This window comes from Hahella sp. CCB-MM4, assembly GCF_002260525.1.
Taxonomy (GTDB): Bacteria; Pseudomonadota; Gammaproteobacteria; order Pseudomonadales; family Oleiphilaceae; genus Hahella.
Genome location: NZ_MRYI01000001.1, coordinates 324190 through 342576, shown reverse-complemented (window position 1 = coordinate 342576; position 18387 = coordinate 324190). Strand labels below are relative to the sequence as shown.

Here is an 18387-nt window from a genome sequence, read left to right as displayed (position 1 = left end):
CCGTAGATCATCACTCAACAACAATAAGAATCAGTGCCCCCAAACCTAAGTGTTATCAGGAAATGGACTGGCTTTAAGGATGGTGGCGCTGGATGAAAAGCCGGCTAGTTGTGCAGTCATGTTGGCACCGAATTCTAACGATAGGGTGTTAAGCAAATGCCTTTATAAGGCACAACAAAAAAAGGAGAACCTTCCGATGATAGACTGGAAAGAAACCACCCGACCAAAGCGTCTGTTGCTTTGTCTTGCCATGATGGGCCTGGCACAAGCACAGGTAGCTGCGGCAAGCGCATCGCATTCCCCATTGACAGGCCATGCTAAAAATCAGCAGGCCTACCACTCCATAAATAAATCCATAGTTCAGCAATCCTCAAACCTCGCTGTTACCTGGCAGGTTGTGGATAACCTGCAAGACAGCTATAACAGCTTCCTGGCGGATCTCACTATCGAGAATCGTGGGGATGAAGAGCTGGCCGCAGGTGACTGGACGATCTATTTCAATTTTGTGCGGGATATCCTGGCGGTGACTCCCGCTGACCAGTTCAGCATCCAGCACATTAACGGTGATTTTTTCAAAATGACTCCGGCGGCCGGCTTCACCGGGCTTAAACCTGGCGAGTCTGTCACTGTTCAGATCAAGGCAAGCTTCTGGGCTATCAGCAAATCCGATGCTCCGGCAGGATTCTATATTGTTCAAAATGGACCTAGTGGCGATTCAGACCCAATGGCAATCACCGATGTAACATTGGGCGACCAGGTGACGCTTGAGCAAACCAGCCGGTTTGACGGCGACAACCTGCCTCTGGATACGGCAGGTGTTCGTTTTGAGCGTAATCAACAGTATCTGGCGGCAGCAAACACAGCGGGAACGATTCTCCCGACACCGGCTCAGATGACTGTCGATAAGACTGCAATGTTGACGGTGGATGGTCCTATCCAACTATTCTTCGATCATCATTTTGCCCGTGAAGGCAAGTACCTGAAAAACCAGCTTAAAGCCCTGGGGATACCGGTAGAAGTGGTCAGCAGCTGTGGAAAAACTGCGAATGCAATCTGCCTCCAGGGTGAATACGCCAGCACGAATGCGGGCGATAGCGAGAGTTATCGTCTCAACAGTTCAGCAGGGGCTGGCGTAGAGATATCCGCCGCGACCTCTGCCGGAATGTTCTATGGTGTACAGTCACTTCTGGCGTTGATTCCTGTCGAGACCTATCAAGGAGCCGGATTGCCCATGCAATTGCCGGTGGTGCAGATTGAGGACGCTCCCCGTTTCAGTTATCGGGGAATGCATCTGGATGTTGCACGCCATTTCAGCCAGGTGGATAGTGTTAAGCGCCTGATTGACGTGATGGCTCTTTATAAGCTCAATAAACTGCATCTTCACTTGTCTGACGATGAAGGCTGGAGACTGGAAATACCGAGTCTGCCAGAGCTCACAGAAGTGGGGGGGAGCCGGGGACACACGTCGGATGAACTCGATCATCTGGTGCCTTCCTTTGGTTCCGGACCTTATGCGGACAGCAATAACGGTTCCGGTTACTTCTCCCGTGAGGAATTCATCAGTCTGCTGAGATACGCGGCAAAGCATCATATTGAGGTCATTCCTGAATTTGACCTGCCCGGCCATGCGCGGGCCGCCATCAAGTCCATGGAATTCCGTGCAAAAAGACTGGCCGATGAAGGCAAACCTTATCAGGGAAAAAGCTTTTTGCTGAGCGATCCGCAGGACCAGTCCCAGTACAAATCCGTACAGGGCTGGACTGATAACGTTGTAAATCCATGTATGCCGTCCACTTATTTCTTCATCAACCAAGTGGTAGGCGAAGTCTTCAACATGTATCTCGAAGCTGGACAGCGCATGCCGGCGTTCCACGTTGGTGCGGACGAAGTGCCAAACGGAGTGTGGAAAAACTCTCAAGCCTGCGAGCAGATGTTTGGTCGTGATGAACTGACTGCGGATGACGTTGAAATGTTGAACCGCTTCTTCAATTCGACAGTGACTGGCATCGTATCCGCATACGGTACCAAGATTGCGGGATGGGAAGAGTTGGCATTCATCCATGAGGACGGCAGCAAGGTCGTCAATCCGAACTTTGTCGGCGGCATCATGGTGCCTTATGTTTGGAATAACGTCTGGGGCTGGGGCACGGAAGACAATGCCTACAAACTGGCGAATGCGGGATATCCCGTTGTTCTGGCGAATGCCACCAATCTGTATTTTGACCTGGCGTACCAGAAAGATCCTGAGGAGCCTGGATACTATTGGGCGGGGTTTGTGGATACCCGCACAGTGTTTGAATTTACTCCCATGGACCTCTTCAAATCAGCCTGGACAGACCGTATGGGGAATCCACTCAATGATAGTATGTGGGGAAGTCATACCCGTTTAGCCGCCGATCATGCGGACATGATCAAAGGTATTCAGGGTGAACTCTGGAGTGAAAATGTCAAAACGGACGGGGATCTGTTCTATCTGGCATTGCCCAAGCTGTTAGGGTTAGCGGAAAGGGCATGGGCTCCACAACCGGATTGGGCCGTCGTCGAAGATCAGGGACAGCGTCTTACAGATCTCAACAGCGCATGGAGCGGCTTTGCTTCCCGCGTGGGCGAATATGATCTGAAGCGTCTGGACTACTGGAACAATGGTTATGAGTTCCGGGTGCCCCTGCCGGGTGCAAAGGTGGAAGACGGAACTCTCGAAGCCAACGTGGCGTTCCCGGGACTGGAGATCCGCTACACCTTGGATGGATCTGAGCCAGACCAGAGCTCAGCCCTCTACACCGGACCGGTGGCTGCAAACGGCTCAGTTAAGCTGAAAGCCTTTACGCCAAGTGGCCGCGGTAGTCGTACTGTGGAAGTGAACTAGTTCATCTTCTGAAATAAAAAACGCCGACCCTGAGCGGTCGGCGTTTTGGATATCTTTAGATAAAAACTGGAATCAGTTTTCCATCCAGACTCGAATTCCTCCGTTGTCCTCATTCACTACCAGAGCAAAACTGCCGGATGTCACCTGATTGGGGCTGCCAAGGTTGGAGTCCAGCGCGAACACAACTTTCTTGCCTGTTCCCGTTGTCACGCCTGCCAGTCCTGAAACCCCATCTTTGAAGCTGACATTGCTCCATGCTTTGATGCCGGCGTTCTTGCGAATGCTGATCAGGTTCTTGATGAAGTCATGCAGGCCCCAGTCGTACATATGTGGCCAATACACGGTCGGGGTGCCGGGTGACAGCAATATGTAAGCGTACGCCATTTTGCGTTTCCAGTCGGCTAGTGCCCAGTGATGCTGTCCGCCTAACGGACCTGGGGAGTAGCCGGTATCGTGATTGTCGACAAAAGTGACCGCCACTTCCCGCCATTGGGCTGAAGGATTGCCGTTCAATCCATAGCGCCAGTCGGAGATATTACCATTCTGCATGCGTTCTTTAAGGGCAAAATCGAATACCGAACACTTTGAGCTGTTGGTAAAGTCTTTCAGGATATCCTGCCAACTGGCACTGTGGCGCCAGTCACTGGAAGGGTATTCCGAAGGGCCTTTCCAGAGTTCTCCAACGCAGTAGGCGCTATCGTAAGCATTTTGCATCCAGGCATTAATCCGCTCCGGACTATAACCACGGACGAAATCAAATCGATAACCTCCCGCGCTGTAGTTGTTTTTGAGGTTGATTAACTCACTCTTGAAGCGGTTATAGATAGTGGCATCAGCCGTATTCAGATCGGAGCCGCCATCCATGAAGGGATCACCGTCATCACAGCCAAAACAATCATTCCGATAGTGTCCCTGGCCGGAGGGATAATCAAAGCCGTCTCCAGAGATACCGCGATTGTGGTGATTGGGGACGATATCATAGACGACTTTGATTCCTTTGCCGGATAGCGCGGCGGCGGCCTGTTGGAGCTGGCCATCGTTACCGTAACGGCTGTTTTTGTCAAAGTCTGTCCAGAAATAGCCTTCGCCTCCGAAAGTGACGCCACTTCCTGCATCATAGGAAGATTGGTCACGCCAGGGCACCGGCATCCAGATGGCGGTAAAGCCGTCATCTTTAATTTGCTGGGCATTGTTTTTGAGAATGTTGTACCAGTTATATTCTGCTGTCCGCACGACATTCCAGTGGAAACCCTGGAGGATGATTTCATTCCCGCCATGGAAGCGGACACCGCCTCCACTTTTACCGGAGACGTCTGCAGATGCGAAAGGGGCGGTGAATACCAAGCTGGCTGATACAACCAGGGATAAATTCGTTCTTTTTAATAAGGAAAGCATTATGTGTTCCTGTTAGAGAATTTTTTGTATTCGGCAAGCCGATTCTTATGGTCTCTACAACAACCAGAACTCACTTTAGTCAGGTTAAGGGATGATTGGCATCCTCCGGTGGAGGGGAGGTTGAGGGGGAGCTGGTATGATTAGGTTAGGCGGACTATGGCAAATGGGTAATCCTGTCACCTTTCAGACCTTTTAAATGCCTGTACACAGGAGAATGCCCGTGTCTCGTATCCTGTTTTTTGTATATAAGAGGATAAGAGATAGAGACAGGAAATAGATACAGGAGATAGAAACAGGTGCCGCCAATGACTGCACCTGTTACGCGAACCCCTAATATATCAGGAATCGGCCAGTGCCGCCTTGGCCGCTTTACGCCACTTGAAAATCCCCAGCGATGTCAGCAGACCCAATATGACAAAAGTCACGCCGGCATACTCCGCCTGACTTGGGGTTTCATGCAGTACCCAGTCGCCGAACACGACTGCCAGTCCGGGGGCTAATGAAACAAAAATCGCAGCCTGGCCGGCGCCTAAAATAGAAATGGACTTTGTGTAGCAGACCAGGGCGACGGCGGCTGCCAATACTCCTTGAAATACACCCTGCAGCAACAGCTCCTGCCAACCGGCCTCCATGATATGGGTATCACTCATTGCCAGATAACCTGGCACATAGAATACCATGGAAAGTACAGACACTATCGCCGCTCCCATGACTGGCGAGACGTTGAAGCGTTTGCTGTTGAGTGTATAGGACGCCCAAAGAAAGCCGGAAAGAATGAATAGCAGGTCTCCTGCCCAGGCCTCAGATAAGCTGTCGGAAGAGGTTGTGATGCTGCGGTAGCCAATACTCAATATTCCAAGAAGAATCAGGGCAAAACCCGCCCAGCGCTGTGAACTGGGTCGGTCTCCCAGAAGTAGAATGCTTCCCAGCGTCGAGAACAGGAAGGTACAACCTGAAATGATAACGCCGCCATGACTGGCCGGGGCCAGGGTTAATCCGCCCACACTGATCAGGACATAGGGGGCTCCAGCCCCAGTGGTCAGTATCAGGGCTTGTTTCCAGGTCAGGCCACCCAGTCCAGAACGAATAATCCACGGTAGAAATATCATTCCGGCAACCGCAAAACGAATGGCGGCAACATCATAGGCTGTGAGGGTCTGCTGTACCCCCAGCCGTGAAATTACCGGCCACACTCCCCAAATCAACGCGGCCAGGACACCCATGGCAATACCCTGTCCGATACGAGCACGTTCTACTGTCACAACCCACCTGTCTCTCAATCATTACGGTCGAAAATATGGGCCCATTGTAGTGTTGGTTGTGTGGAGAAATTATGCATATTGATGGGTGAATATGAGTAGAATATGCTTATTTGTCATATTTATGCAGAAAATAGGCGAATATGGACGCATTAGACTCATTTGACATCGCTCTGCTCAGAGCGCTTCAGGAAAACTGTCAGCAGACATCCCAACAACTGGCGGAGCAGATAGGTTTATCTCCTACCGCGATTCAACGGCGGATAAAGCGGTTGAGGGAGCAGGGAATTATTCACAAAGAGGTGGCGATTCTGAACTCTCAGGTATTGGGCAATCGGATGACGGTGATCATTCAGGTCATCCTTGAAAAGGGCGGGCCGCAGATTGTGGATTCATTCAAGCGTCGGATGAAGAAATATCCGGAGGTGCAACAGTGTTACTACGTGGCAGGAGAGTATGATTTCATATTGATCGTCAATGTCGCCAATATCACCGAGTATGACCTGCTCACCCGCAAACTGTTTCCGGATGATCTGAAAATCAGTAAGTTCTACACCATTATTGCCATTGAGGCGGTCAAGGCTGAGTTGAGTCTACCGATATGACATTGTTGCCGTCATTTGAATGAATTAACCGGCAGTTTTGGTGCGGCTATCTCAACTCAGACTGTTTTTCATTGGTGATGTGCAGTAATTGACGGATTACGGGAGGGGAGAGAAAAATTTCGTGCCCGCCGTCTACCGTTATGAGTTCTGCACTTTTATCTGCTTTCTGTAAGGCCTCGAAATATTCGTGGCTGAGAGTTGGCCGGGCAACGGGGTCTTCCTTTCCTGTGATAAGCGTTATGTGTGTATTGGTCGATACGTCGTTGACCTGATCAACAGGTGATATCACATCCAGATCACCCTTAAAGAATGATTTGCCTGTCAGTTGAAACATATCGGTCCGCCACTGGTTAATGTTGCAGGGACAAGAAACCAGCACCGCTTCATCCACGAGGTCTGGGTAGGTGGCAATCAGATTCCCGGTAATGGCGGCACCGCCTGAGTGACCTACGAGAATAACATTGCTCGGCTGATATTTGTCCCGCAGCTGCTCAATGGCTTCTGCAATCTGTCTGACTCTCGGTGCGTCATAGTTATCCCCGATGGCATCTCCTTTGGCGCCGTCTGATGTGCGGCCATCGGGGTCAGAGTAACCCGGTCGCAGCATCCCGACAGCGATTAGATTGTCTGAGTTGGAGGCAAGGATTTCGGCCAGCTGATAGTGATAATCGGGGGGATGAAAAGGCGCGTCGCCGTGCAGAACCACCATTAGGCGAGGGTGGGTGGATTGCCGGGGGCTATGGTAGGTTCTCACTTTTGTACAGGCTTCTGCAGCCCAGACTTCATTCTTTTGATCATCGCACTGAGCATGAGATATAAGGGGTAGGCAAAGTATAAAAGCCAATCCAACGAGCCGCATAGTCAAAAGGGAACACTCCATATCACTGTTTTAATATGCTGATTCCAGCACTGAATCTCTAAAGGCCAGCAGATTGGGAAAACTGGCCAGGGCGTCCTGGTGTTGTGTGCCAACCAATATCGTACCGATGCCGGCACTGCTGGCTCCTCCCAAATCCCGTCTGGCTGAATCACCGATCACAAGCGCTTCTTCGGGAGATAATTCCAGCTGCTTTAACACCCTCTCAAACGGAAGGGGAGAGGGCTTCACTATACCGTGATCGGAGGAGAATGATATGGCAGCGAATAGCTCTTCAATTTCCAGTTGTCGAAAAGTTTCCCGCCAGGCAACACTGGGAGACCAGATGTCGATCACTGCGGCCAGGGTGAACCTGTCGGCCAGATCATGAAGAGCGGCCGTGTAATCCGGTGGAATGATGCCAAGTTCATGGAAGGAAAATGTGGCGATCAGGCGGTCGATTTCACGGCGGTTCAGTGGTTGACTACATGTTTCCAGAAGTGCTGTTTCTACACTGGGAAAATGGAGCCGATAAGTTTCATCCGGATAGCGTTCATCCAGATATTGATAGGCATCGGAGATGATTTGATTAACTTCGCTGGCAGGCAGCGTTCCTTCTTTTTCGCGGTCTATTTCGTGATCTATCCCATGATAGTAGGCGGAATAATCCTCATTTTCGCCAAAGCGGTCTTCTTCGAACATGAAAGTGCTGTTCATATCCAACAGAAGCGCTTTTTTCCCATTCAATATTTCACGCATGGAAGCCACTTAAACCGGGGGTTAATTAACAGGTAAGAATAGGTCGGTAATCATCTCATGCTCGGGAACATCTGGAAAGAAGCTTACCCGCTGAAAGAACAAAGGAAAGTCTCTCAGATCCTCGCCGCTTTGTGGAAGCCAGACCGTGTAGAGGTAATGCACTTTTTCTCCCAGACTACTGTCCGGCCCAATGTGTCGGACTCTGGCGCAACGTCCGGCAGGGATCACCTTTTCCACGATGCCGAATTCATTCTCGGTAACGGGTGCCATGATAGAAGCACAAAGGTCAAACCGGTATTCTTCTGCTGGAACCACATCCACATCATCATAAACCAGGTTGAATGTATCACTGACACGAGGTGATAAACCTTGCTGTTTGCGCCATTGAATAAACGTTCGGATAGAGTCCCCAAGCAACCGGGGAGATCCCCGGTGTTCCAGCACGGCAATTCTGGTTTCAGGAAAATCCACAATATCTATTTTGTTATTGGCGATTGAAGTGTCCATTTTAACGCTCCCCAGATCGGTTAACAGATTCATTTGATTCCAGGGAGACCAGTCCGGCTGGTTCCGAAATTCTGTCGGCGTTTGCCCGATGGCTTTTTTAAAAGCGCGGGAAAAGGATTCAGAATTTTCATAGCCACAATCCATGGCGATGTCGGTCACCATTAGATGATCGCGAAATGCCAGTTGATAGGAAGCTCGTTTCAGCCTCTTCAGTTGGATGTATCGGGAGACGCCAATTCCGTACAACTCTGAGAATTGCCTTTGAAAGTGATACTTTGAAAAGGCTGCCAGACCGCAAAGATGCTCCAATGACAATTCGTCATTCAGATGCTGATCAATGTAATCAAGGACTCTATGAAATCGTTTGAAATAGGTTTGGCTGGCTGTCATCGAATATCTCCCTGGAGGTGCCTACTGTATCGTTGCGAGGGGAGTCGCCGCCTGACAGATAGTGCTGAATCCGGGATTATTTTGGAGTGTTTTCATCAGAGCCGTCCCAGCTATCATCAGAGCTAGCCCTCTTTTCACCAGACCTCGCCTAATTTTGATCTGAGTTATCGCTGTCAGGAGGCGCGCCAATATCACACTTGCGACATTCCAGGATATGCCCGAGCATGGCCTGTCGACCCTCGGCAGAAATGACCCACGGCCTGTTGGTCCAAGGGGGCTGGTGGCGAACATGTTGATTATGTCCACATGCCAGCTCAGCCACCCAGTGCTGCTCTTCATCAAGGTGAAACCCTGTTATTCGTTGTTGCATCTGATCAACTACCGGATAAATAAGGCGACCAGTATATCAGCCAGAGAGCAGATTGCCCGAAACAGGACCAAGGCCATGTGAGTCAGGCCACCTTATCGGAACAAGGCATGTCCGAGGACAGCAGAGGGAACTAGGTATGTCTAAGAGCCGCAGAGATAACAGGGTTTCAGGGGAGTTCGGGCATATCCAGTTTATACCCGGCACCATACACCGAGCGTATGGGGTCGTCGCCGATCAGAGACGCCAGTTTCCTGCGAAGTTTGCTGATATGTGAGTCAATCGTTTGATCATGGACGATTTGGGGATTTCGGTAGAGATGGCACATTAGCTGATCGCGGGAAAAGATGCGCCTGTTTTGGTAAAGCAGGGCTTCCAGAATCTGCCATTCAGCCAGGGTCAGATCAATATCGCTGCCATTGAATTTCGCCGTGAGGGTCCCCTCATCCAGAGATAGCTCTCGCAGATCTTCCGGGTATGGGGTCCAGGAAACCGTTTTACGCAGTGCGGCCTTGATGCGTGCAACCACATCTCTGGGGCTATAGGGCTTACATACAAAATCGTCGGCTTCAATTTCCAGGCTGAGCAGACGATGGATTTCCGCAACGCTGGCGGTCAGCATGATGATGGGAACCTGAGAGCACTGCCTGACCTCCTGGCAGATACCGATACCGTCCATTCCCGGTAGCTTGATATTGAGGAGCACCAGATCCCATGGGTGATTGAGAATGGTGATGGTGGCGGTTTTCCCGTCGCTCAGGTGTGTGACATTGAAGCCCTGTTGTCGCAGATATTCCGTCAGAATCTCAGCCAGCTCCATGTCATCTTCGATAAGCAGGATATTCATGCTATCTCTTCTCCAGCATGGGGGATAAGGGCGCTAAGTTCGCCCGGAGACCAGCTGATATAGCGATAAGAATGGCCGTGAAGATTTGCGCTCTGAAGCTCAAAAAGCCCTCCAATTGATGTACCGTTGACAACAGAGCGGCAGATTAGCTGACAATTGTGCAAAAAATATGATTTGCCGTTTTGTTTTGCTGCGGTAGTCGGCTGACGGGGCCGCACAAAGCGCTGTCGTTATTGGAAACTGCGAAACCGGTCCATAGTTTTCGCGTCGGATAATTCGTACACTTTGGCTACATAATAAGTAAAACCCACCTTTTGCCGGTTTAGGCTGAGGACTTCAGGTAGGCAGATGCAAACAATGCAGATCCACAATCCAATCAAAGCACCTTTAAAGGCTCAACTCATTACTGCGGTTCTTGCCGTCTTTCTGTTGATTGGCTGTCAGACGGTTTCACGGGAGGATCAACTGGCTGTGAGCCGGGCGGAAGAGCCGACGGAGCTGATGGCCGCTATCCTTGATGGGGACATGGGAAGAGTTCAGTCGCTGATTTCATCCGGAAGCCGTATCAATGTTGTGTCTCCCATCGGATCTCCTCTGGATGTCGCAGCCAGGCAAAAGAATGCGGACGCCGTGCTAATGCTATTGAAGGCTGGTGCGGACCCCAATGTAGGACTTAGAAACGGTCAGCCGTCGCCACTGCATTATATGACGGAGCAGGGTGAGACCAATGCGGTTCGGGCGTTAACTGTAGCAGGCGCTGAGCTGGACTATCCTATGGGATCCGGCGCGACCTCACTGGCTTTGGCGATTCAGCATGGACATCTCTCCACCGCTAAAGCCCTGATCAAAGCCGGAGCTGATGTGAATGCCGTGGTGGAAGGCAAATCCCTGCTGATGATGGTGGTTGAGCAAAACTCACTGTTGATGGCTCAAATGCTGGTGGATTCCGGCGTGGATATCAATTTCCAAAATGATGAGGGTCTGTCGGCGCTGACACTGGCCCAACAAAAAGGATTCGTGGACCTGCAGATGTTGTTACTGCAATCAGGCGCTCGCTCTTGATTTCGCCTAGGTCTCATCCCATATAGTTCTGCCCTACGCAATAGAAAGAGGCTATTCCATGCAAATACCGGTGTATTTTGTCCGGTCGTTCACCGACTCTGCATTTGGTGGAAATCCCGCCGCTGTTTGTCCTTTAGAGGAGTGGTTGGCGGAGGATGTCATGCAGGCAATAGCAGCAGAAAATGCAGTTGCTGAAACGGCGTTTGTCGTCAATGAAGGACACGGGTTTCGTATACGCTGGTTCACTCCTGAAATAGAAATGGATCTCTGTGGGCACGCCACTCTGGCTGCGGCACATGTTCTTTCACAGCGTTCGGATCAGCCCCTGGAATATATGGAGTTTCAGTCGGCCAGCGGCCTGTTGACAGTGTCTGTTGAGGAAGCCAAAAGTGGGAAAACAGGACGGCTTTATACCATGGACCTTCCTGCCCGCGTACCTGAGCCTGTGGGGAATCTGCCGGAGATTATTCAGCAGGCATTCTCTGTTCCGCCCATCGCGGTGCTTAAATCCCGTGACTATATATTGGTATATCCCGATGAAGATACCGTCAGCAATCTGCAGCCTGATGAGCAACTCTTAAAGCAGATTAATCTGGATCCCGGTGGCGTTGTCGCGACAGCTCCCGGTGACAGCGTAGACTTTGTCTCCCGTTACTTTACCCCCGGGGCAAGTATCTTTGAGGATCCGGTTACCGGATCAGCCCATTGTTCGCTGGTGCCATATTGGGCGGCCCGATTGGATAAATCAGACTTGCATGCCAGGCAGATATCGCCACGCATGGGAGAGTTGAAGTGCGTGTTGAAGGGGGGTCGCGTTCTATTATCCGGTGAGGTGGCAGGATACCTGGAGGGCAATATCACCGTCTGAATGACGAGTAACTCCTCATGTTTCAAGGTTGCAGTATTGAAACATGTAAGTGATTGATATTTATATAGAAATATATGATGGAAGATTTTTCTGTCGCAATTTCAATACAAATGTACTGGGACAGAAAGTATCGGAACTCTGAAATTGTTTGTTAACTCATTGAATTGTAATTAGTTTTAAAAACCTGGTCTCTTTATTGACTCTATTCAAAGTGAAAGATGATGGCAGCTGGGAAATTTCACCATCTTCGGAGAAATACGCTGCCTCTTGATTAGACCAAATAAGGACGAGGTATAAATGATGAAAAAGCTTACCGCCATTTTAGTTTCTGGTTTGTTGGTATCTTCTGTTGCTTTCGCTGCTGAAGGTGAAGAAGCAAAATTGCAGTCAGAGCAATCTTTTGCTGCTATTGACGCTAACCAGGATGGCGTAATCGACACTGAAGAAGCTCGTGCAGACAGCGCTCTGATGGAAAAATGGGCCAGTGTTGACCTGGACGGCGACGGCGCGATCTCCAGCCAGGAATATTCTGTATATGCAGGTGAAGCTACTGCCGCTGGCGAGTAATTCACCAAACCCGATTGTCACTGATTAGCGACATCAGTGACGACAAAAAAACCGACATTATTTGTCGGTTTTTTTATGTCCGGAGGACGGGGCTGCTGTGCATCTAAATGTGCTGCTGCCTCTCCGCTTCATCTATCCGGTCAGCCCACGATGTAAGTTGCGGTGCCTACGGCAATATCCTGATTTCTGTCGTTTACCAGATGCATTCGGGTAACGGCAATTTTCTGGCCATGACGTATCACTTCGGCCTTTGCCGTAAACACTTCTCCACGACCACCCCGAAGATAGTCCACCCGCATATCGATGGTCCCGATCTTGCGAAGCTTGCGTTGTATTTCCTTGGGGTCTGCGTCGGTGATGCGGTCAATCGTATGGATCAGGGCAACCAGACCTCCAGCCACATCAAGCATGGTGGCCGTCACACCGCCGTGAAGTATCTTCTGCAAAGTATTCCCGATAAGCTCAGGCTTCATTTTGCATTGCAAAGTCACCTCGTCCTTGTTGACTTCGACAACCTGAATCCCCACCAACTTGTTAAATGGGATGTGTTCATTGAAGTATTGGGTGATGGTGGCGATGAGTTCGTCTTTGGTCATAGGTTGCAACAATCCTCTCTGCAAACCTAGCTAGAGTAACCTGTCGGGTGGTGCTTGGATATGGGAAAAAGGTCAAATGGCCAATAGCCTGTTCGGTATAAGGAGAAGCCCTGTATGCCTAGAACGGCCACCACCAGCTTGATTCCTCTTTTTCAGAAGAGGCCAGTGAAGCCACATATTCATCTTCCCGTTTATCCAGCTTTCGCAGTTCCCTTTCTGCTTTCACTGCTTTAGTTGGTCCGCCACCGAATGGCCAGTACCATTTGGGATCACGCCAGTAACCGGCTTCTTTCAATTGAGCGAGCTCAATTTCACGACGCTCCTCCAGATCCTGGCGCTCACGGGTAAAGTTGTCCATCCGGTTGGTTTCGGCAATGGAGACTGCTGCGGAGTTTTTCGCGAAAGGTGCCTGACTTTCCAGAAAGCGGGTTTCGACGATTTCATTAAAGGCGACATCGGAGGTAACCAATTGCATATCTCCTTGGGCCAGAGGGTTTTCCTCATCCAGCTCAGGATTGGGAGCGCCGGGCTTGTCTACTTCTGAGTAGCGGAAGTAATAGATTTTTCCGGCTTCGACTTCAAAATCCGCGTCTACGATTTTACTTAAGGCAAAGCTGCCCATGCCTTCAAAGCCCAGTAGCAGTCCTATCGGGCGGCGCATGGTGATATGACGGGTTCCTGGAGCCATTTCCAGCCAGGTGTATCCATTAGAGCGAATGCTGAAGTAACGGTGATCATCAATAAAGACGGAGGGGGCATCGATTTCCTCTGAGCCCCAATCGCTGTCAGGACGGTAAAAATAGACCAGAGCATTATTCTTATTGTCCCACTCGGTATCAGGGATATGCACAAATCTTTCGCCGCTTACCGGTGCCAGGAATGCGCCGCCATGTTTTTCAAACGCCATATACAAGGACGGGCAACCTGCCAGAACGCTGGTCATCGCTGTCAGTAGTGCGACTTGTAGCGTTTTAATCCACATAACCTGCCTCAGCTAAATCTTTCATTCGAACACCGGAAAGCGGTGTCTGATTATCTTATTTGGCGGAATGCTAGCAAAATGGTCATCGGAAAACTGCGATGCACTGCAAGAGATGGATACAAAAAATTACATTTGGTTGAAATGTGAACAGGTTGGAGTTGAGTGTTTTTAAAATATCAGGTCACAAGAGCTCAAACGGTAGCAGGCGAGATTAGCATATCCCAAGGTCGTCCAAAGGATTTTGGCTCCAGGGGGGGATAAAAAACTCCTCAATGTAGCTTTCAGGAACACTTCGAACATCCTGGTAGCGCCATGCCGGTCGCCGGTCCTTGTCGATCAGCAATGCTCTGACACCTTCTTTGAATTCGCCGTGCCGGGTGCACTGCAGTGCCATTATCAGCTCCTGCCTGAAAACCTCAGGGAGTGACAGTGCCGCACCGTCACGCACTTGTTTCCAAACCAGATGCAATGACGTGGGACAGGCCCCAGACAGGGACTCCTGAGATTTTCTTAACCACCCGTCCTGGGCTGGAAGAGACAGTATGGAATCTACCACTTCAGGTAGAGTTTCTGCCCGCGTTACCTGTCTGACCAAATCTCTGTGCTCGGCGATTTGTCCCTGGGGAAGCTGTGCTTTGTGTTGTTCCTGTAATGCTCGCAGTAACTGGGTGACCCGGCTGTGATTACTTTCACCACTGCTCCATTGCAATCTTGAAAGAGATTCCAGCAGCGATGCCTTCTGGCTGGAAGGGAGAAAATGATCTGCCCAACCTAACTCAATGGCATCTGTGGCATTGCAACTGGCTCCCGTCAGCCCCAGGTAAAGGCCGGAGCCCCCTGTCATTCTACTGAGAAACCAGGTGCCCCCCACATCGGGAAACAGTCCGATGGAGGTTTCCGGCATGGCAATGCGGGAAGCTTCGGTGACGATCCGATGGCTGGCGCCGGTCATAATTCCCAGACCTCCACCCATGACAACACCGTGTCCCCAGCAGATGATAGGTTTGGAAAAATTGTGGATCAGGAAATCCAGCCGGTATTCTTCGCTGAAAAATTTGAAGGCATAGCTGCTGCTACCGGATTGTTCGTCCTGGCAGATGGAATCATAGAGCTTGACGATATCCCCGCCGGCACAGAATGCCCGGTCACCTGCGCCTTCCAGCCAGACGAAACTGATTGCCGGATCCAGACGCCACTGATTCAGGGCTTCTGTCAGCTTTCTAATCATGGGAAGGGTGAGGGCATTAAGGCTTTCGGGAGCATTCAGGCAGGCATATCCCATACGTTGCCCGGAATTGCATTCGCGTTCTTCAATGATGATACCGGTGTTTGCCATATCTGAGTAATCCCTGCCTGCAGAAAACGTCGTTAGTATAAAGGATTGCTGATTCTGTGTTTTTTTCCACTGTGCCTGCGGCTTTTTGTACTGTGTCTATGATTGGCCTCATGGACCCGACTTTTATGGCGTACCTGGGACAGACAAGGATTGTCCCAGGGGATGGCTGGTGGATCTCTGTGCCCGTCATCAGCGTATGGCTTCCAGGCTGTGTTCCAGCAGAATGCGTCGTGCGATGATGACACGCATAATCTCATTCGTGCCTTCCAGTATCTGATGTACCCGGCTGTCCCGTACATATCGTTCCAGTGGATATTCCCGAATATAGCCATAACCACCGTGTAGCTGGAGCGCGTCATTGCAGATGTTGAAACCGGCGTCGGTGGCAAACCGTTTCGCCATGGCACTGTAAGTGCCGGCTTCCGGATCCTGTTGATCCAGCTTGAAAGCGGCCAGTCTGACCATTTGTCTGGCTGCCACCAATTCCGTCGTCATATCCGCCAGCTTAAACTGGAGAGCTTGAAATTCTGCCAGGGGTTTATTGAACTGATGACGCTCCAGCAGATAAGATCTGGCAGTTTCCAGCGCTGCCTGGGCCGTCCCTACGGAGCATGTGGCGATATTGATGCGGCCGCCGTCCAGTCCTTTCATGGCAAAGGTGAAGCCTTCTCCCTCTTCACCCAGGCGATAGGTCGTGGGAATTTTGACATCTTCAAAGGTTATGGCCCGGGTTGGCTGGCAGTTCCATCCCATTTTTTCCTCTTTGCGACCGTAGCTGATGCCTTGGGTATCTGCGGGAACCAAAAACGCGGATACTCCTTTGGGACCAAGGCCGCCGGTCCTGGCCATGACAATCAACACTTCAGTGCTGCCAGCCCCTGAAATGAACATTTTGGAGCCATTCAGGACATAGTGTTTGCCTTTGGATTTTGCTGTCGTTCTCAATGAGGCGGCATCTGAACCCGAGCCAGGTTCAGTCAGGCAATATGAGGCCAGGAGCTGTCCGGCGACCAGCTTGGGAAGCCAGACTTGTTGTAATTCTTCACTACCGAACATGGCGACCATCCAGGTGGCCATATTGTGAATGGTGAGATATGCCGTGGTGGCTGTGCAGCCTCGAGCCAATTCCTCGATAATGATAGAGCTGTCCAACCGGGACAGACCCATGCCGCCATGGTCTTCCGGAGTGTACAGCGACAGAAAGCCCATTTCTCCTGCCCGATGGATGGTGTCCAGTGGAAAGTCCGCCTGAGCATCCCACTCCGCGGCAAAAGGCATCAGCTCTTTCTCGGCAAATTGTCGGGCACTGGCCGCATAGGCCTGCTGTTCTTCGGTAAGGTTAAAATCCATAAATTCAGTCAGCTCTATAGTGTAAGCAGCGATAATCGTGCGATGGGGAGACGGATTTGAAGATGTCCAATCGATACCTGTATATCTTCGCGGCGGTTGCATAGGCCGCCGGGGCTCTACAAATCAATCTCCCTGTGAGTTCATACTTATAAAAGTTTAACGCATCTGTATGGTCAGGTTAGGCCTCTGTACCTCTTCACCATGATGAAACCAGCGGCTGATGACTGTCTTGGTTTCTGTGTAGAAACGTATGGCCTGTTTACCGTAGGCATGCTGGTCACCGTAAAAAGACTGACGCCAGCCGGTAAATGAAAAGAACGGTAACGGCACCGGAATGGGAACATTGATTCCCACCTGGCCCACCAGCACATTACGTTGGAAGTGACGGGCGGCGCCACCGGAGTTGGTAAACAGCGAAGTACCGTTCCCATAAGGGTTGTTGTTAATCAGGTCCAGTGCTTCATCCAGACTGTCCACATGCATGGTGATCAGCACCGGGCCAAAGATTTCTTCTTTGTAGATGGACATGTGAGGCTTTACATCGGCAAACAGGGTCGGCCCGATCCAATTTCCGTCCGGATAATCGGGATGGGTAAATCCAGAGCCGTCCAGCAGACAGTCGGCTCCTTCCTCTTTGCCTTGCTCGATCAGGCCAAGTACCCGCTGACGGGCTGCACCACTGATCAACGGGCCGAACCCCGCGTCCTCCTCATTCCATAATCCCGGTTTCACCTTTGACATGGCGTCCTTCAACTCATCGAGCCATTGCACTGAGTCGCCCACGAAGACAGCCACGGATATCGCCATGCAGCGCTGGCCGGCAGCGCCGACCGAGGAGCCTACCAAGTGTGAAATCACTTGCTGCCTGTCCGCATCCGGCATGATCACCATATGATTTTTAGCGCCGGTCATGCATTGCACGCGTTTTAAATGATCGGTCCCGGACCGGTAGATATGCTGGCCGACCCTGGCTGAGCCAACAAATGAGATCGCTTTGATTGCTGGATGGGTAATCAGATGGTCCACCTGCTCCCGATCGCCATGAATGACTTGCAACACGCCTTTAGGGAATCCTGCCTGCTGGAATATTTCGGCAATTTGCATGGGCGTCAGCGGGTCTTGCTCCGATGGCTTCAGTATAAAAGTATTGCCGCATGCCAGGGCGAGGGGGAACATCCACAGAGGGATCATGGCCGGGAAGTTGAATGGAGTGATGCCGGCGCAGACTCCCAAGGGTTGCAGGTAGGAACTCGTATCGATATCCCTGGCCACGTTTTCCACGGTCTCGCCCATGATCAGGCTGGGAATATTGCAGGCGTGCTCCACCACTTCGATACCGCGCCACACATCACCTTTGGCATCAGCGAAAATCTTGCCGGTTTCCTGGCTCAGAGTCTCGGCAATATCGTCCTGTTGATCTTTGAGTCGCTGGCAAAAATTCATCATCAGTCTGGCCCGTTCAGGGACAGGCACGTCACGCCAGTCTTTAAAAGCCTGCTCTGCGCTCGCAATCGCCCGGTCTATTTCCTCGAAGGTCGTGCAGGGCACCTGCGCCAGGGTGAGTTGGGTGGCTGGGTTGATGTTGGCAATGGATCGGTGGGCTTGGCTTTCAACAAACTCGCCGTCCAGGTAAAGAGGGACTGAATGTGTCATAGCCATCTCCGTTTGTTGGTTCCACACGGATAGTGAGTATGATAATACGCTCAATAGGGAGTGATGTCGCGACAGATGCTTTGAGCAAGGTTGCCGTTTGGAGCCGTGTTGGGGACTATGAA

Annotated in this window: 17 protein-coding genes; 5 read left to right on the top strand and 12 right to left on the bottom strand. The window is 51.0% G+C overall.

The window, feature by feature from the left end; all coding sequences use genetic code 11:
- Nucleotides 1–196: 196 nt before the first annotated feature.
- Complete coding sequence (locus BTA51_RS01580; RefSeq protein ID WP_094706030.1) at nucleotides 197–2866, top strand: family 20 glycosylhydrolase; 2670 nt, start codon at nucleotides 197–199, stop codon at nucleotides 2864–2866.
- 72 nt (nucleotides 2867–2938) lie between these two features.
- Here BTA51_RS01580 and BTA51_RS01575 read toward each other — a convergent pair whose 3' ends face one another.
- Both BTA51_RS01575 and BTA51_RS01570 read right to left on the bottom strand, forming a co-directional pair.
- Nucleotides 2939–4261, bottom strand: coding sequence for a glucan 1,4-alpha-maltotetraohydrolase domain-containing protein (locus BTA51_RS01575; protein WP_094705592.1), 1323 nt, complete (start codon nucleotides 4259–4261; stop codon nucleotides 2939–2941).
- 338 nt (nucleotides 4262–4599) lie between these two features.
- Entirely contained in the window at nucleotides 4600–5523 is a 924-nt protein-coding gene (locus BTA51_RS01570) for a DMT family transporter (RefSeq protein ID WP_246840880.1), read from the bottom strand.
- Nucleotides 5524–5663: 140 nt separating this feature from the next.
- On the opposite strand from BTA51_RS01570, the gene BTA51_RS01565 reads away from it, so the two are divergent.
- A complete protein-coding gene (locus tag BTA51_RS01565) occupies nucleotides 5664–6125 on the top strand; it encodes an Lrp/AsnC family transcriptional regulator (RefSeq protein WP_094705590.1) in 462 nt (153 codons plus the stop codon).
- A 46-nt stretch (nucleotides 6126–6171) separates the two neighbouring features.
- Here BTA51_RS01565 and BTA51_RS01560 read toward each other — a convergent pair whose 3' ends face one another.
- The 5 genes from BTA51_RS01560 to BTA51_RS01540 form a co-directional block, all read right to left on the bottom strand.
- Nucleotides 6172–6879: a S9 family peptidase gene (locus BTA51_RS01560; RefSeq protein WP_168188016.1), complete on the bottom strand. Its 708-nt coding sequence runs from the start codon at nucleotides 6877–6879 to the stop codon at nucleotides 6172–6174.
- A gap of 135 nt (nucleotides 6880–7014) precedes the next feature.
- The gene (locus tag BTA51_RS01555) at nucleotides 7015–7740 is read right to left on the bottom strand and encodes an HAD family hydrolase (RefSeq protein ID WP_094705586.1); all 726 of its coding nucleotides are present in this window, start codon (nucleotides 7738–7740) and stop codon (nucleotides 7015–7017) included.
- 21 nt (nucleotides 7741–7761) lie between these two features.
- On the bottom strand, nucleotides 7762–8637 hold the full coding sequence (locus BTA51_RS01550; protein WP_094705584.1) for a GyrI-like domain-containing protein: 876 nt from the start codon (nucleotides 8635–8637) through the stop codon (nucleotides 7762–7764).
- Nucleotides 8638–8785: 148 nt separating this feature from the next.
- Nucleotides 8786–9007 carry a DUF3565 domain-containing protein gene (locus tag BTA51_RS01545; RefSeq protein WP_094705582.1) on the bottom strand — a complete coding sequence of 74 codons (222 nt, stop codon included), beginning with the start codon at nucleotides 9005–9007 and terminating at the stop codon, nucleotides 8786–8788.
- Between the two features lie 166 nt (nucleotides 9008–9173).
- Nucleotides 9174–9851: a response regulator gene (locus tag BTA51_RS01540; protein WP_094705580.1), complete on the bottom strand. Its 678-nt coding sequence runs from the start codon at nucleotides 9849–9851 to the stop codon at nucleotides 9174–9176.
- Between the two features lie 348 nt (nucleotides 9852–10199).
- Between BTA51_RS01540 and BTA51_RS01535 the strand changes: the two genes are divergently transcribed.
- From BTA51_RS01535 to BTA51_RS01525, 3 genes are all read left to right on the top strand, one after another.
- A complete protein-coding gene (locus BTA51_RS01535; protein ID WP_094705578.1) occupies nucleotides 10200–10913 on the top strand; it encodes an ankyrin repeat domain-containing protein in 714 nt (237 codons plus the stop codon).
- Between the two features lie 58 nt (nucleotides 10914–10971).
- Nucleotides 10972–11781, top strand: a complete 810-nt coding sequence (locus BTA51_RS01530) for a PhzF family phenazine biosynthesis protein (RefSeq protein ID WP_094705577.1) — start codon at nucleotides 10972–10974, stop codon at nucleotides 11779–11781.
- A 297-nt stretch (nucleotides 11782–12078) separates the two neighbouring features.
- Nucleotides 12079–12348, top strand: a complete 270-nt coding sequence (locus BTA51_RS01525; RefSeq protein ID WP_246840879.1) for a hypothetical protein — start codon at nucleotides 12079–12081, stop codon at nucleotides 12346–12348.
- 140 nt (nucleotides 12349–12488) lie between these two features.
- On the opposite strand, the gene BTA51_RS01520 is transcribed toward BTA51_RS01525, so the two are convergent.
- The 5 genes from BTA51_RS01520 to BTA51_RS01500 all read right to left on the bottom strand — a co-directional run bounded on the left by BTA51_RS01520 (nucleotide 12489) and on the right by BTA51_RS01500 (nucleotide 18265).
- On the bottom strand, nucleotides 12489–12944 hold the full coding sequence (locus tag BTA51_RS01520) for a thioesterase family protein (protein ID WP_094705575.1): 456 nt from the start codon (nucleotides 12942–12944) through the stop codon (nucleotides 12489–12491).
- Between the two features lie 118 nt (nucleotides 12945–13062).
- On the bottom strand, nucleotides 13063–13926 hold the full coding sequence (locus BTA51_RS01515) for a DUF2846 domain-containing protein (RefSeq protein WP_094705573.1): 864 nt from the start codon (nucleotides 13924–13926) through the stop codon (nucleotides 13063–13065).
- A gap of 211 nt (nucleotides 13927–14137) precedes the next feature.
- The gene (locus BTA51_RS01510) at nucleotides 14138–15262 is read right to left on the bottom strand and encodes an enoyl-CoA hydratase/isomerase family protein (RefSeq protein ID WP_094705571.1); all 1125 of its coding nucleotides are present in this window, start codon (nucleotides 15260–15262) and stop codon (nucleotides 14138–14140) included.
- A gap of 189 nt (nucleotides 15263–15451) precedes the next feature.
- Nucleotides 15452–16612, bottom strand: a complete 1161-nt coding sequence (locus BTA51_RS01505) for an acyl-CoA dehydrogenase family protein (protein WP_094705569.1) — start codon at nucleotides 16610–16612, stop codon at nucleotides 15452–15454.
- Between the two features lie 156 nt (nucleotides 16613–16768).
- Nucleotides 16769–18265, bottom strand: a complete 1497-nt coding sequence (locus BTA51_RS01500; protein ID WP_094705567.1) for a CoA-acylating methylmalonate-semialdehyde dehydrogenase — start codon at nucleotides 18263–18265, stop codon at nucleotides 16769–16771.
- Between the last annotated feature and the right edge of the window lie 122 nt (nucleotides 18266–18387).

Bases quoted from the DNA above. Each gene is read 5' to 3' on its own strand.
- BTA51_RS01580 (WP_094706030.1), top strand. From the start codon at position 197: ATGATAGACTGGAAAGAAACCACCCGACCAAAGCGTCTGTTGCTTTGT.
- BTA51_RS01575 (WP_094705592.1), bottom strand. From the start codon at position 4,261: ATGCTTTCCTTATTAAAAAGAACGAATTTATCCCTGGTTGTATCAGCC.
- BTA51_RS01565 (WP_094705590.1), top strand. From the start codon at position 5,664: ATGGACGCATTAGACTCATTTGACATCGCTCTGCTCAGAGCGCTTCAG.
- BTA51_RS01555 (WP_094705586.1), bottom strand. From the start codon at position 7,740: ATGCGTGAAATATTGAATGGGAAAAAAGCGCTTCTGTTGGATATGAAC.
- BTA51_RS01550 (WP_094705584.1), bottom strand. From the start codon at position 8,637: ATGACAGCCAGCCAAACCTATTTCAAACGATTTCATAGAGTCCTTGAT.
- BTA51_RS01545 (WP_094705582.1), bottom strand. From the start codon at position 9,007: ATGCAACAACGAATAACAGGGTTTCACCTTGATGAAGAGCAGCACTGG.
- BTA51_RS01540 (WP_094705580.1), bottom strand. From the start codon at position 9,851: ATGAATATCCTGCTTATCGAAGATGACATGGAGCTGGCTGAGATTCTG.
- BTA51_RS01535 (WP_094705578.1), top strand. From the start codon at position 10,200: ATGCAAACAATGCAGATCCACAATCCAATCAAAGCACCTTTAAAGGCT.
- BTA51_RS01530 (WP_094705577.1), top strand. From the start codon at position 10,972: ATGCAAATACCGGTGTATTTTGTCCGGTCGTTCACCGACTCTGCATTT.
- BTA51_RS01525 (WP_246840879.1), top strand. From the start codon at position 12,079: ATGATGAAAAAGCTTACCGCCATTTTAGTTTCTGGTTTGTTGGTATCT.
- BTA51_RS01520 (WP_094705575.1), bottom strand. From the start codon at position 12,944: ATGACCAAAGACGAACTCATCGCCACCATCACCCAATACTTCAATGAA.
- BTA51_RS01515 (WP_094705573.1), bottom strand. From the start codon at position 13,926: ATGTGGATTAAAACGCTACAAGTCGCACTACTGACAGCGATGACCAGC.
- BTA51_RS01510 (WP_094705571.1), bottom strand. From the start codon at position 15,262: ATGGCAAACACCGGTATCATCATTGAAGAACGCGAATGCAATTCCGGG.
- BTA51_RS01505 (WP_094705569.1), bottom strand. From the start codon at position 16,612: ATGGATTTTAACCTTACCGAAGAACAGCAGGCCTATGCGGCCAGTGCC.
- BTA51_RS01500 (WP_094705567.1), bottom strand. From the start codon at position 18,265: ATGACACATTCAGTCCCTCTTTACCTGGACGGCGAGTTTGTTGAAAGC.